Source organism: Bombilactobacillus mellis (assembly GCF_000967245.1).
Lineage (GTDB): Bacteria > Bacillota > Bacilli > Lactobacillales > Lactobacillaceae > Bombilactobacillus > Bombilactobacillus mellis.
The window spans coordinates 476,833-491,814 of sequence record NZ_KQ033877.1 but is presented as its reverse complement, the minus strand read 5'-3'; the positions used below and the strand labels follow the sequence as shown (position 1 = coordinate 491,814).

The window sequence follows — 14,982 nt, the reverse complement described above, 5'->3', positions numbered from 1 at the left end:
TCTAATCTCCGTTCTCTTGTGCTTTTTTAATTCCTAAATGCTGATACGCCTTGGAAGTTACCACGCGGCCTCTGGGAGTTCTTTTTAAAAAACCTTGCTGCAATAAATAAGGCTCATAAACAGCTTCTACAGTTTCTTGCTCTTCGCCAATATTAACTGCAATAGTTTTTAAACCCAGCGGACCGCCGTTATAAAGATTAATCATCATTTTTAATAATTTACGGTCAGTTTGATCCAAACCGGCCGTATCAACTTGCAATTGATCTAAGGCCTTAGCGGCATTGGTAGCGGTAATTTGTTGATCACCTGCCACTTGCACAAAATCTCGTACTCTTTTTAAAAGCCGATTAGCTACCCGGGGTGTTCCTCGTGACCGGCGCGCTAATTCGTGAGCTCCAGCTTCATTAATGGCAATGGCTAATACTTCGGCTGAACGTTGTACAATCGCGGTGAGTTCTTGTTCATTATAATAAGTCAAATGTTCAATAATACCAAAGCGACTGCGTAAAGGCGCTGATAGTTGACCTGCCTGGGTTGTAGCACCGATCAAAGTAAAGGGTGGCAATGGATAATGAACAGAATGAGCCTCTGCTCCTTGTCCCACAACAATATCAATAAAAAAATCTTCCATAGCAGAATATAAAATCTCTTCTACATTCTTAGGTAGACGGTGTATTTCATCAATAAACAACACATCTCCCGGTTGCAATTCGCTTAAAATAGCTACTAAATCGCCAGCCTTTTCAATGGAAGGCCCAGTTGTAGAATGTAATTTAACTTGAAGTTCATTAGCAATCACTAAAGCCAAGGTGGTCTTGCCTAACCCTGGTGGTCCATAGAGCAACACATGATCTAAGGATTCCTGTCGTTTTTGAGCTGCTTGAATATAAATTTGCAACTGCTGCTTTATCTTGTTTTGACCAAGATATTGCCGCAAATATTGCGGACGCAAAGTCTTTTCGATTGTTTTTTCCTGTTCATTTAAAATCTGATCGCTAGTAATATCCGACTCACTCACCTAATCACCTCTTTTAATGTAATAACTTTAGTCCAGCCCGCAAATATTCACTTGCTGCAGTTAAGTTTAAGCGTTGCAATTTTGGAGTAACCTTGGCAATTTCGCGACTACTATAACCCAAAGCAGCTAAAGCAGCCAAGCCATCTTTTAAGTAGGAATTAGTATCAGCAGTTGTAGTTAAATTATCTGCACCATTTCTCTGTACTGGAGAAAGGTTATTTTGTTGAGTTAATTTATCTTTTAAATCTAAAATGATCTGTTGCGCTGTTTTTTTACCGACTCCAGGATATTTAGTTAAAAATTTAACGTCATTTTGCATAATCGCTTGAATCAAATTTTGATGATTATCATCCGCTAAAATGGCTAAGGCACTTTTCGGCCCAATACCAGATACAGAGGTTAATTGTTGAAAAAGTCTTTTTTCAGCCAAATCAAAAAAACCATATAAAGTCTGTTCATTATCACGAACAACCAATTCGACATAAACAGTGTTGGTTTGATCCGGTTGATAACGGGCCGGATTAGCCACTAAAACATGATAACCCACTCCATTAGCTTCTACAACAATATAGTGAGAATTGATATATGTTACAAGACCTTTTAAATATTCAAACACTACCTAACCTCATTTCTTCCTCTGAGCTTGATGGGGATCTTGAATTCTTTTAAACATTTTTTGGATATCCTGATCAGTAAAATGAACCAGCGTCGGACGCCCGTGAGGACAATTGTAAGGATTTTGCGTTTGCGCCAATTGTTCTAAAACCGCTTGTGCTTGGGCTTTGTCTAAAGGATCATGGGCCTTAATGGATAAACGACAACTCATAGTTATTGCCGTTTGTTCACGAAACTGAGCAATACTAATTTTACCGTCTTTTAAAACATAATCAATAATTTCGCGAATCGTAGTCTCTTCTTGACCTTTGGGAATCCAAGTAGGATGACTTTGAACTATAAAACTATTTTGTCCAAAGACAGCAATTTTAATTCCCACGCTCTGCAAAATATCCAAATGTTCATTAATAACGATCGCATCTGCATTAGAATAATCCAAAATTAAAGGAACTAACAACTGTTGTTGATCTTGACTAACTTGACCAACTTCCTGACGAAATTTTTCATAATTAACACGTTCTTGGGCTGCATGTTGATCGACAAGATAAAAACCGTTATCACTTTCAGCTATTAAATAAGAGTTATGGATTTGAGCTACAAATCTTAAATCCGGAAATTTACGCGGCGCAAAAATTGTATTCACATTAACTGTTTCACTATTAGCTTGAGCAGCAACACTTTTTTGGTGAAACTGTTGTACATGCTGATCCCAAGCATCCAGCCGCTGCGGATCTTCAAAAATCGGTTGTAAATGAATCGCTGCCGGACTAACAAACGGATCTAAAGAAGTATTATCAGCTTGTGGTTCAGCAATTTGTGAAGTATCTGCCATTTGAGTAGTTGGAGCACTTTCTTTTGGAAAACCAGCTTGTAGCTGTTGCTTAGTCTTGGAATGTGCAGGTAAATTATTTACCGCATCCGGAATCAAATTTAGTTGTGACAGCTTAGCGGCTATTGTCTGTTGGATCAGAGTTGCCAGCTGTTCTTCTTTACTCAAACGGACTTCTCTTTTAGTTGGATGAACATTAACATCAACTAATAAGGGATCCATTTGAATTTGGACAACGGCTACAGGATAACGTCCGACCATTAATTTTGAACCATAACCGGCAAGAACAGCTTTCATTAACGGAAAATTAATAATGTAGCGGCCATTAATCAAAAGGGACATATATTGCCGATTTGCTCGGGTTTGTTGAGGTAGAGAAATAAAACCTTCTACTTGAAAGTCAGAAGTATTCTGCTGAATTTCGACCATTTGTGCTGCCGTTTTGCGGCCATAAATACCGGCAATCGTTTGCTGCAATTTACCATTGCCTGAGGTGCGAATTAAATTACGCTGCTCATTAACTAAAGTAAAAGCAATCTGAGGATGGGCTAACGCTAATCGGTCTACAATATCAATGATCCGATTTAATTCAGTGCTAACCGTCTTTAAATATTTTAAGCGGGCCGGCGTATTGTAAAACAGATCCGTGACGGTGATGCTAGTTCCTTTTGCGGCCGCTACCAAGCGTTTTTGCAGCTGTTTTCCGCCAGCAATCTTAATTAATGTTCCCCTCAGACCAGTAGTACTTGTAATTAGTTGAACTTTAGCCACAGCAGCAATACTGGCTAAAGCTTCACCCCGAAAGCCTAAAGTTTTAACATTAAACAAGTCGTTATTAGAATGGATTTTACTAGTAGCATGCGGCTGAAAGGCTAATTCCACTTCATCGTTGGCAATACCACTACCATTATCAGTAACTTGAATAGCTGAAATTCCTGCATCTTTTACTGCTATATCAATTTGGGTTGCTTGTGCGTCAATAGCATTTTCAACTAGTTCTTTAACAATGGAAGCCGGGCGTTCAATAACTTCACCGGCAGCAATTTGATTACTTAAAGTTGACGATAAAAGCTGAATCTGAGCCATATAAATCTCCTTAATCTACTAATTCATCTTGTAAATGTGCTAAAAGATTCATAGCATCTAAAGGTGTCATTTTCATTAAATTAGCATCTTTTAGTTGTTGAAGTAATACCTGATTAGGACTAGTTTCCGGTTCCTTAAATAAAGACAACTGTTCTTTCACGTAAGACTTATCTGCAGCGACCTTGTTAGTAGTGTCCTTTGTTTTTTCAACTGGTTGCGCTGGCTTTTGGGCAGACGTTTTTTCCAAGTCTTCCAAAATAATTTGAGCTCGTTTTAATAAAGATTCCGGTAATCCTGCTAATTTGGCCACATGGATTCCATAAGATTTGTCCGCTGGACCCGGTAATATTTTGTGTAGAAAAACCAACTTGCCGTTTTCCTGCGTGGCATCAACATGAACGTTTTCGACTTCATCTAACTGGTCAGCTAATGCTGTCAACTCATGATAATGGGTAGAAAACATCGTTTTAGCATGAACTTGATTATTTAAATATTCAACAATCGCCTGGGCTAATGCCATTCCATCATAAGTAGCAGTTCCACGGCCAATCTCATCAAAAATAATTAATGAGTGAGTGGTAGCGTGTTGCAGAGCGTCGTTAGCTTCCATCATTTCAACCATAAAAGTAGAATTACCCGAAATCAAATCATCTGCTGCGCCAATGCGCGTAAAAATATGATCAAAAATCGGCAACTGCGCTTTTTGTGCGGGTACAAAACAGCCAATTTGTGCCATAATAACGATTAAGGCCATCTGCCGCATATAAGTACTTTTACCAGACATATTGGGGCCAGTAATTAAAAGCACAGAAGTAGTTTTATCCATTTGAATACTATTGGGAATATATTTTTGCTTTCCTAAAACTTTCTCTACTACGGGGTGGCGGCCATCAATTATTTGCACCTGATTATTTTTTGTAAACTGCGGCCGCACGTAATGATAATTCTCACTAATCACTGCAAAACCTTGTAAGACATCTAATAACGCTAATTGTTGAGCCAAAGTTTGCAAAGGAGCGATCTGTTTTTTTATCTGTTCACGCAATTTACTAAATAATTCATGCTCTAAAATCGTTGATTTTTCTTCTGCTTCTAAAATCAGCCGTTCTTTTTCTTTTAACTCCGGAGTAATATAGCGTTCGGCGTTAGTTAAAGTTTGTTTACGCTGATATCGATCCGCCGGTACTTGCTCCTTGTTGGCATTAGTAACTTCAATATAATACCCGAATACACGATTAAAACCTATTTTCAGGTTTTTAATGCCTGTTCGTTGTTGTTCTTGGACCTGCATTTTCGCAATCCAAGATTTGCCATTTTTCATAGCTAAACGATATTGATCCAGTTGTTGATTATAGCCCGGACGAATCAAATTGCCTTCGGTCACCGAAATTGGCGGGTCATCGACAATGGCCTCAGTAATTGCTTGTGCTACATTCTGACAATCAGGTATTTGTTTCAATAAATCATTAATAACCGGCTCTTGCAAGTCGCGTAATATTGCCTTGATTTTGGGTACTTGAACTAATGAAGTAGCTAATTGAATTAAATCGCGCCCATTAACATTGCCAAATGCTACACGGCCAGCCAACCGCTCCAGATCATATACTTTAGTTAGATAATCCTGCAACGAACTGCGCTGAAAATAATTATCTAATAATACTTGCACAATATTTTGGCGCTTAGTTAGTTGCTTAACATCCAATAAAGGCCGCTGCAACCACTGCTTTAATAATCTGCTTCCCATTGCTGTTTTGGTTTGATCTAACAACCAAGCCAGCGTTCCTGATTTTTCTCCTGTCCGTAAGGAACGAAATAATTCCAGATTACTTTGAGCATTATGGTCCAATTGTAAATATTTATTAACAGCGTAAAATTGGGCTTTTTGTAAATGATTTAAAGAACGTTTTTGAGTTTCAACTAAATAAGAAATTAAATATTTAATAGTATTTTGGGCTGCTTGCGATTGAACCCCTTGGTTGACAAAAGCCACTTCGGCATATTCTTTTTGCGGCTCTTCTTGAGAAACTAAAATACCCATGTCTTTAATTTCTTGACACCACTGTGAGGCAAAATCCGGGCTGACAACAACTTCTTTACAGCGTAGATTCAACAATTCGTTTTTTGCTTGTTCTAAGCTGGTCAATACCGTTGCCTTAACTTCACCGGTAGACAAATCCGTATAGGCAAAGCCCCACTGCTGATTATGAGGATCAATAGCTGCCAGATAATTATTTTCTTTGCTTTGATTGGGTTTATCTTCCAAATTAGTTCCTGGTGTAACTAGTTTAATAATACCGCGTTTGACCATTCCCTTAGCAGTTTTCGGATCTTCTAACTGTTCACAAATAGCCACCTTATAACCCTTATCTACGAGCACCTCAATATAACTATCAGCCGCATGATGGGGAACGCCACACATTGGAATTGGATCGGCTGCATTCTTATTACGTGCTGTTAAAGTTAATTCCAATAATTGTGATCCTTTAATGGCATCATCATAAAACATTTCGTAAAAATCACCGATCCGATAAAATAAGAAGGCATCAGGATAATCTTTTTTAATATTTAGATACTGTTGCATCATGGGCGTATCTTTAGTTTTTTGTGGCATTAATTCTCAACTCTCTTGCAAAATATAAATCTATTATAACTAAAAACCCAACTTTTAGATATCTAAGGGCTGATCGGGATTTATTTGACCAATCTGAATGTGATTGGTTTTAGCAAAATCCAAAATGCAGTAATTAATTTGTAAACGTCCTTGATCGTCAATTTCATAATGTGCTGGTTGTTGAGTTAAAAATCGTTGTATACTGTTAGCAACTTTTACTCCCAAAATTCCATCATATGACCCAGTCATACCTACATCAGATAAAAAGGCCGTTCCTTGCGGCAGGATACGCGCATCATTAGTTTGCACATGCGTGTGGGTTCCAATCACTGCATCAACCCGGCCATCCAAATAATGCGCTAAAGCTCCCTTTTCACTTGTGGTTTCAGCATGAAAATCTACGAACACCTTAGTATCAGAAGGAATTTGCGCTAATAATTCATCTGCTTTAGTAAACGGATCATCAATTGGATTCATTAAAGCACGGCCTTGCAAATTCAGCACTGCTAATTTTTGATCATTAATTTGCTTAATTACCAAGCCCTTTCCTGGAGTATTGGCTCCGGGATAATTGGCTGGACGTAATAAGTTATCATTTTGCTGCAATAAAGTGTTTACTTCTGACTTATCCCAAGCATGATTTCCCAGAGTAATTACGTCAGCGCCAGCTTTTAAAATTTCTTTAAATTGCTTAGCTCTAATACCGCGGCCTTGAGCAGCATTTTCCCCATTAACAATGGTGACTTGGGGATGAAATTTATTCTTTAAAGCCGGCAAATAAGTACTAATGGCGCGCATGCCGGCTTCTCCCATAACATCACCAATAAATATGACTCGCATTTTATTCTCCTTCAATCCTTCAAATAGTTATGATTATCAGAATTATTTTGACATATCGCTTTTAAGCTTCCTTAAATTATAAAATAACGACAACAGTTTGCAATGTAGCGCTGTTTCGAATAGATTATGCCAAAATAACCTCTATTTAGAACTAATTACCTTGTTTTGACTGCTATAAATGGCTACAGCCCGTTGGTTTCATAAAATAAATATGGTAAAATTGGTATGCTTATTATCAAGTTAAGATCAATAATAATTTTGTACTAAGGGATAATCATATTTTGGTAATTATCACCAAGTTACATTGCAATCAGTTTCTAAGGTAAAACTATATCATATATAATTAGCATTCTTCATTCAACTCATAACAATAAGGAATTCATTTAAAATTAAAGAGGAAAACGCATGCGTAACAAAGCCCTAACATTAACTTATGTTTTTATTTTTGTGATTTTTGGACTGCTTGGGTACTGGAACCCCTTGGTGGGTGATGATTTAAATTGGTGGAGTTCATGGGGAACCAATTATTTTTTTAGTGGTACTTTTTTGACTTATGACGGCCGCTATCTCGGTGATCTACTTGTCATATTAATGACTCACTTTAAAATCATTTCTTTTCTTATTTATGGAATGAGTGCAGTTGCAATTTCTTATTTAATCATGAAAATTGCACAATCACTTTTTAATAACTATCATCCTATTCTGACACTTATGCTGACAGCAATAATATTGCTATCACCACCCAAAGATATTTATCGCCAAATTTGGGGCTGGCATGCGGGGTTTGCTAATTACGTTCCTTCAGTTATTTTCCCGCTTTTTTTCATATATATTATTAGTAAGTACTACAATAACTTTGCCGCTACAATTAATATTTCGAAATTTAGCAAATCATTATTATTGATAACTGCTATTTTAAGTCAGTTTTTAGCTGAACACATTACTTTATTAAATTGTTGTAATGATTTAATAATCTTACTTTTTTTGCACCGCCATTTTAGTTCTGATTTTTTTCATAAATACTTTCGTTGGTTGGGACTCGGTCATTTGGTGGGCGCTATTTTAATGTTTATCAATGGGGCTTACTTAAAAATACTATGGCAGGGTCATGACAGTTATCGCAGTCTCGATAGTCAACAAGCTATGCTCTTACCATATCTCAAGACTTTTTTTAGTAATAAAAAAATAATACTTCTTATTGTTTTTATTATAATTGGTTTTGTGCTTAATTTTAGAAAAAAGCCTGATTCTAAATTTTTAACAATTAACGCTTTACTATTAGTTGATGCGCTTGTTGCCATAGTTCCTTTTTTTGTCATCAATCCCTTTGGCCCACGGTGCATCTTTGCCAGCTATGTCTTTTTAGCCACCTTGTTAATCACCAATTGGATTGCTTGGTTACAAAACTATTTTAAAGTTTTCACCGTGATTAGTTTGGCCTTATTTATGATGTTGGGAATTCATTTTGATAAAATCGCCCTTAATTATTGGCAAATAAATGAATTATCTAAACAATATTGTAATTACCAACAAACTACTGCAAACTCAAAAATTTATATTATTAATTATCCTAACACTGATTATCTTTGGGCACCAAATATGAGTGAAGATAGTATTTTTCAAAGCTTTTTTGTACATCAAAAAGATAAACCGATTATCGGTATAGAATATGATAAATGGAAACAACATACTTCCAAATTGAAAGTTAATGATTTGGCAAAATTTGACCGACAAATTAAAATTACTAATTAAAAGTTATAAACTAGGCTACCTGTTGTTTGAATATACTTTAATGTGGTTGAAGTCTTCTAGACTGAGTATCAAGATTTAATTTTCAATAAAATATTAATAATGACCTGTATTTTAAAATTGAAAGCAAGAAGTTAGCGAATTCTCATTACTGATTTTTATTTAAGGCTGAGAGTTCTAAGGCTAGTTATTGAAGTAATATTAATAATCAAAATACTTCCTTTTTTTTAATTTATAAATTACTATACAAAAAAACTTTTAAAGATAAAATCTTTAAAAGTTTTTTATATTATTAACAATTAGAATAATCCCTTAAATTTTTACAGGATTACATCATGCCGCCGCCCATACCATTACCAGCAGCACCAGCATCAGCAGCTGGAGCCTTTGGTTCTGGCTTATCAGCAACAACAGCTTCGGTTGTTAAGATCAAAGCGGAAACACTAGCAGCATTTTGCAAAGCTGAACGAGTAACTTTAGTAGGATCAATAATTCCGGCATCAATCATATTTTCCCATTTGTCAGAAGCAGCATTATAACCAATTTCATTTTCCTGACTCTTCATATGTTCTACAACAACAGAGCCTTCTTTACCGGCATTTTCGGCAATTTGGCGAACTGGTGCTTCTAAAGCACGTTTAACAATATTAATTCCTGTTTGAACATCACCATTTTCTGAAGCAGCTAATTTTTCGACAGCAGGAATGATATTCATCAAAGCTGTTCCACCACCAGCAACATAACCTTCTTCAACAGCTGCACGGGTAGCATTCAAAGCATCTTCAATACGATATTTACGTTCCTTTAATTCTGTTTCTGTAGCAGCACCAACTTTGATAACACCAACACCGCCAGCAAGTTTAGCTAAACGTTCTTGTAATTTTTCTTTATCAAAATCAGAAGTAGATTCTTCAATTTGCTTCTTAATTAAGTTGACACGCTCATCAATGGCATCTTTGGAACCAGAACCTTGGACAATAGTAGTATTATCTTTAGTTACAGTAACGCGACCAGCTTGTCCTAATTGATCAATAGTCGTATCTTTTAATTCTAAGCCTAGATCAGAAGTAATTACTGTACCACCAGTTAAAATAGCAATATCTTCCAATTGTTCTTTACGACGATCACCAAAGCCTGGAGCTTTAACTGCAACTACATTGAAAGTACCACGAATCTTGTTCAAAACTAAGGTTGGCAAAGCTTCACCATCAACATCATCAGCAATGATTAAGAGTGCTTTACCTTGTTGAACAATAGATTGTAATAATGGCAAAATATCTTGAATATTAGAAATCTTTTTATCCGTAATTAAAATGTAAGGATTTTCTAAGTCAGCTTCCATTTTGTCATTATCAGTTACCATATACTGAGATAAGTAACCACGATCAAATTGCATACCTTCAACTACATCAGAAGTAGTTTCAATACCCTTAGATTCCTCAATTGTAATAACACCATCGTGGCCAACTTTTTCCATTGCATCAGCAATTAACTCACCAACACGGTCACTGGAAGAAGAAACAGCAGCAACTTGAGCGATTTGATCACGGCCTTCAACATTATGAGAAATCTTGTGTAATTCATCAACTGCTACTTGAGTAGCTTTTTCAATACCAGTACGAATACCAACTGGGTTAGCTCCAGCAGTAACGTTCTTCATACCTTCACGAATAATAGACTGGGCCAATACTGTTGCTGTAGTTGTACCATCACCAGCAATATCATTAGTTTTAGAAGCAACTTCTGAAACTAATTTAGCACCCATATTTTCAAAATGATCATCTAATTCAATATCCTTGGCAATTGTTACACCATCATTAGTAATATTAGGAGAGCCATAAGATTTTTCCAAAACAACATTACGGCCTTTTGGTCCTAAAGTTGTTTTAACTGTATCTGCCAATTGGTCTACACCCTTCAGCATTTTAGCGCGGGCATCTTCTGAAAACTTAATTTCTTTTGCCATATTTTTCCACCTCAATTAATATTATTTATTATTCAATTACTGCCATAACATCTTTTTCATGCATAACTAAATATTTATTGCCCTCATATTTAACTTCGGAGCCGGCATATTTGTCGTAAATAACTTTATCGCCTTTTTTAAGAGTCATAGGAATAACTTTGCCGTCGGGAGCTTTTTCTCCAGCGCCAACAGCTACAACCTCACCACTTTGAGGTTTTTCTTTAGCATTATTAGCTAAAACAATGCCACCAACAGTTTGCTCTTTTTCTTCATCAACTTGTACTAAGATGCGATCACCTAATGGCTTTAACACAGTAATCCCTCCAAATTTATCTTAATTTTAGCACGTTTAGCACTCTCTGTAACATAGTGCTAACAACACTTTATATATTATCATGTTTAAAAAACTATGCAAGTATTTAACCAGAAAAAAATATTTTTTATTAATAAAAAGAACCAAAAACCTGTCTTGTTTTTGGTTCTTTTATTGCTTGGTATTAGAAGCAGAAAACATATGATAATTATAGGCATAACCCTTACCATAAGTCAGATCATATTCCAGCATTTCATAATCCCGAAAAACCTGAGACTTTTGCCAAGCCGTTGTTTTCGAATGTAAGTTAGTATATTGATTTTCATTACTATCCATCTGTAAAGCCTGGGTTAAGACAGGTACTTCTTGATGCAATTGCATTAATAAATTATAAAACGGTGTTAACGGATAACCCAGCTGTTGTAAAATCCATAAGGACATATAATTAGGAGAAAAGTATCCATAATTTTGTTGTGGCAAGTCAAAATTAGCCGCCATTACAAAAGGAGTAGCATGTACAGTCAAAGTTTCATCAGCCAAATTGTCATAAAGGCCATCTCCAGGATAATGATCGCCGTACATTACAATTAAAGTTTTTTGCCGAGAATTCTGAAAATGATTTACAAGCTTTTTAAAAGCTTGATCGGATTCATGCAGTTCTTGAAAGTAAGCCTGCAATTTTTGAGTTTTTGTGGCATCACCGTTGACAGCATCAATTAAATGATAATCACTTTGTGTACCCATATTCTCTAAATAAGGCATATGATTTTGCATGGTGACTACTAAACTAAATTGACGCGATTTTTTCTGCTGGCGATAAATATTAGGGTAAGTTGAAGCATCACTTACATATTCTCCAAATTTTCCTTGATGTAAATTGTGTAACTTACTACGGTCAGAAAATTTAGAAATCCCTAAAGCTCGATAGGCTTCTGGGCGTTGGTACATCGCTCCATCATAGGGGTGATAAGCTTGGCACTGATATCCTTGTGCTTTCAAATAGCGCATAATGCTGGGAAAACTTCTTTTCTTAGGTAAAATATCTTGATACGGTGTACTGCGCAAAAAATAATTGGAGAAACCTGTATTAGCTTCAAATTCTACATTAGCCGTTCCCCCACCATATTCAGGAGAAACCATATAACCACTCGCCTGATTAGTTTGCGGATCCTGCAAAATATTATCAATATAACTCAAAGGCGAGTCTTCTTCTATCGGATATTTATCCATAGTGGTTTGAGGACTAGTCAAAGATTCATTTAAAATATAAATAATATTCACCGGGTCGGTATTTGGAGCCACTTCTGCATTAATGCGATAACGCTGAGCCAGCTTTCGCATAGCTTGAGGACTATAGCCATGCGGTTCAGCCATTTTATTGGAACTGGCATTAAAAGCAAAGCCGATTATAGTACCCCGAGAACGATAAATATTAAGGGGATTATGGTTATCATCTGCAATTCCCCATTGATTCAGTTGCTTACAAACTGCTGATTCAGCATTTCCTGCTTGAAACAAAAAAGCAAAAGCCCAAATCCCAAAAAGAACGAGAACCGCTCGTATGCCCCAAATAGTAAAAGAATTCTTAATCCAATAGTTCTTAGTAAATTTACGTAAAAAATAGGCACCAACAAACATCAATCCGATAAAAAGAATCAATTTTAAAATGGACATCCAGTGCACCATTTTTATTAAGCCGCCAACTTGGTTAACCATGATCAAATCAGAAGGCAGTAATGGTTCAGAACGGGATAAAATTTTCTGATGATCAACAAATAAGGCCACCACTAATAAAATAATGGCAGCAGCAAGTCCCCACCAGTAATCTCCCACGAAAGCAATAATCGTAACTACCAGTATAACTAGCATTAAAATATTAATAATTGTAGCTGGCTGATTAGTGACAATTTCCCTATACATTGCAGCATAATCTCGATTTAAGTGACCGGTAATAGCCAGTTGCATGAAAAAATATGACATAACGGCGGTAAGAAATACTAACAGCAATTGTCCTATTCGATAAATAATTTTTACAAATTTCTTATTCACGTGAACCTCTAATTTTTATAAAAATTCAAGGCTAGAGCCCTTTGCTCTAGCCTTTTCACCTAATATTTTATTACTTAGAAATTAAATAAACTGCAATTACTGAAATAATATAGCAGGCAAAATTTTAATTTGCAATTATTAGACTAAATAAAGATTTTCGACCTATTGTTCTGGTTCTGTAGCTTCCGAAGCAATTAAATGTAATTTTAAACCCGAAATTTTCCAATGAGTAATCGTTGCAGGTATAATAAAATGACTGCCCAAGGATAAAGTGTATTTTTGATTTTCAACTTGTAAATAACCTTCACCAGCAATAACAGAATATAAAGTATAAGCACCTAATTGGTGTTCTAAAGATAAGCAATCATCTGTAATTTCTAGCCCCCACACAGCAAAATAAGGTGAGAGTGGCGGTTTTACATAACTGATGATCTTACTATGTTGAACTTTTTGAGTCTCAATTTGCAGTTGTGGAGCTATAAAAGGTACATTAATTGTTTCTTCTGACTGTCGCCAATGTAGTTGGCGTTTCTGGCCGGTCTGGATATCAACGCGATCATAATCATATAATCGATAAGTCGTGTCGCTACTTTGCTGCGTCTCTAAAGCTAGAATCCCCTTGTTGAGCGCGTGGACCGTGCCGCTAGGGACAAAAACAAAATCACCGGTTTTAACAGGCAGCTTCTTTAGTAGATGTTGCCAATCTCCTTGTGAAATCATCTTTGTCAATTGATCCTGAGTTTGGGCATTATGTCCATAAATTATACAAGCTTGCGGATCCGCTTTAATAATATACCAACATTCAGTTTTTCCTAATTCGCCTTCGTGCTCTAAGGCATACGCATTATCCGGATGCACTTGCACAGATAAATTGGCTTCAGCATCTAAAATTTTAGTTAATAGGGGAAAAACTTGCTCCTGCGGATAACCGAATAATTCCGGATTTGAACGCCAAAGTTCATTTAAATATACTCCGGCATAAGGACCACTCATAACTTTAGAGGGTCCATGCGGATGCGCAGAAATGGCCCAGCATTCACCAATCTTACCTGCCGGCAGCTGATAATTAAATTCTTGAGCTAATTTGCGTCCACCCCAGATTTTATTTTGAAAAACTGGTTCTAAAAAAAGTGGTACTGGCAATTGGAACCTCCTTTGAATTAACGATAATTATCTAAAAAATAAATTAAAGTCTGTAATTCATTAGCTAAATCAACATTATGAACGCGTACTGCTGGAGGAGTGGCTAATCTTATAGGTGAGAAATTTAAAATTCCCTTGATCCCCGCTTGTACCAATTGATCAGCAACTTTTTGAGAACTGGTAGCAGGAACTGTTAAAATAGCCACATCAATCTTTTGAGCTTGCAACAAGTTAGTTAAATCCTGCATATCTGAAACCAAAATATCATTGATTTTCTGACCAATAATTTCAGGATTATTATCAAACGCCGCTACAATTTTAATATTGTTAGTTTGTGAAAAATTATAATTCAGTAAAGCATTACCCAAGTGGCCCACACCAATAAGAGCTATCGGTGATGTTTTATCTTGCTTGAGTAACCTTTTAAAGAAGTCCAACATGGGTTCTACTTCATAGCCATAACCTCGTTTACCCAAAGAACCAAAATAAGAAAAATCACGTCTAATAGTAGCACTATCTACTTGAACAGCTTCTGCCAATTCCGTAGAAGAAATCTTCTTTTTATCAGAATCTTTTAAAAATTGAAAATAGCGGTGATATAATGGTAACCGTTTAATAGTTGCATTTGGTATTTTATATTGTGTCATACAGCATTTCCTTTGTGAATTTATTTCCAATACATGTTACAGTATTACTCATACAATATCACAATGTCAATATGTTAAAATAAATTTATGAAAAATAGATAGAGGAGTTTTATTAG

Annotated in this window: 11 protein-coding genes; 1 reads left to right on the top strand and 10 read right to left on the bottom strand. The window is 36.1% G+C overall.

The features are described 5' to 3' along the window. Position 1: 1 nt before the first annotated feature. From ruvB to JG29_RS02290, 5 genes are read right to left on the bottom strand one after another with little or no spacing between them, the layout of a single operon-like run. On the bottom strand, positions 2-1,018 hold the full coding sequence (gene ruvB, locus JG29_RS02310) for a Holliday junction branch migration DNA helicase RuvB (RefSeq protein ID WP_045922335.1): 1,017 nt from the start codon (positions 1,016-1,018) through the stop codon (positions 2-4). 13 nt (positions 1,019-1,031) lie between these two features. Further along, positions 1,032-1,634, bottom strand: coding sequence for a Holliday junction branch migration protein RuvA (gene ruvA, locus JG29_RS02305; RefSeq protein WP_045922334.1), 603 nt, complete (start codon positions 1,632-1,634; stop codon positions 1,032-1,034). A 9-nt stretch (positions 1,635-1,643) separates the two neighbouring features. Beyond that, entirely contained in the window at positions 1,644-3,548 is a 1,905-nt protein-coding gene (gene mutL, locus JG29_RS02300) for a DNA mismatch repair endonuclease MutL (RefSeq protein ID WP_045922333.1), read from the bottom strand. Positions 3,549-3,558: 10 nt separating this feature from the next. Then, positions 3,559-6,159 (bottom strand): DNA mismatch repair protein MutS, encoded by a 2,601-nt coding sequence (gene mutS, locus JG29_RS02295; RefSeq protein WP_045922332.1) that lies wholly within the window; start codon positions 6,157-6,159, stop codon positions 3,559-3,561. A gap of 54 nt (positions 6,160-6,213) precedes the next feature. After that, positions 6,214-6,999, bottom strand: coding sequence for a TIGR00282 family metallophosphoesterase (locus JG29_RS02290; RefSeq protein WP_045922331.1), 786 nt, complete (start codon positions 6,997-6,999; stop codon positions 6,214-6,216). 405 nt (positions 7,000-7,404) lie between these two features. Here JG29_RS02290 and JG29_RS02285 point away from each other — a divergent pair, with 405 nt between their 5' ends. Further along, on the top strand, positions 7,405-8,751 hold the full coding sequence (locus JG29_RS02285; RefSeq protein ID WP_045922330.1) for a DUF6056 family protein: 1,347 nt from the start codon (positions 7,405-7,407) through the stop codon (positions 8,749-8,751). Between the two features lie 325 nt (positions 8,752-9,076). Here JG29_RS02285 and groL read toward each other — a convergent pair whose 3' ends face one another. From groL to JG29_RS02260, 5 genes are all read right to left on the bottom strand, one after another. Further along, entirely contained in the window at positions 9,077-10,714 is a 1,638-nt protein-coding gene (gene groL, locus JG29_RS02280; RefSeq protein ID WP_045922329.1) for a chaperonin GroEL, read from the bottom strand. Positions 10,715-10,742: 28 nt separating this feature from the next. Beyond that, complete coding sequence (gene groES, locus JG29_RS02275) at positions 10,743-11,027, bottom strand: co-chaperone GroES (RefSeq protein ID WP_045922328.1); 285 nt, start codon at positions 11,025-11,027, stop codon at positions 10,743-10,745. A gap of 171 nt (positions 11,028-11,198) precedes the next feature. Next, complete coding sequence (locus tag JG29_RS02270; RefSeq protein WP_045922327.1) at positions 11,199-13,076, bottom strand: LTA synthase family protein; 1,878 nt, start codon at positions 13,074-13,076, stop codon at positions 11,199-11,201. Positions 13,077-13,238: 162 nt separating this feature from the next. After that, a complete protein-coding gene (gene manA / locus JG29_RS02265; RefSeq protein WP_045922326.1) occupies positions 13,239-14,219 on the bottom strand; it encodes a mannose-6-phosphate isomerase, class I in 981 nt (326 codons plus the stop codon). A 17-nt stretch (positions 14,220-14,236) separates the two neighbouring features. Continuing rightward, the gene (locus JG29_RS02260; RefSeq protein ID WP_045922325.1) at positions 14,237-14,866 is read right to left on the bottom strand and encodes a redox-sensing transcriptional repressor Rex; all 630 of its coding nucleotides are present in this window, start codon (positions 14,864-14,866) and stop codon (positions 14,237-14,239) included. Positions 14,867-14,982: the final 116 nt, after the last annotated feature.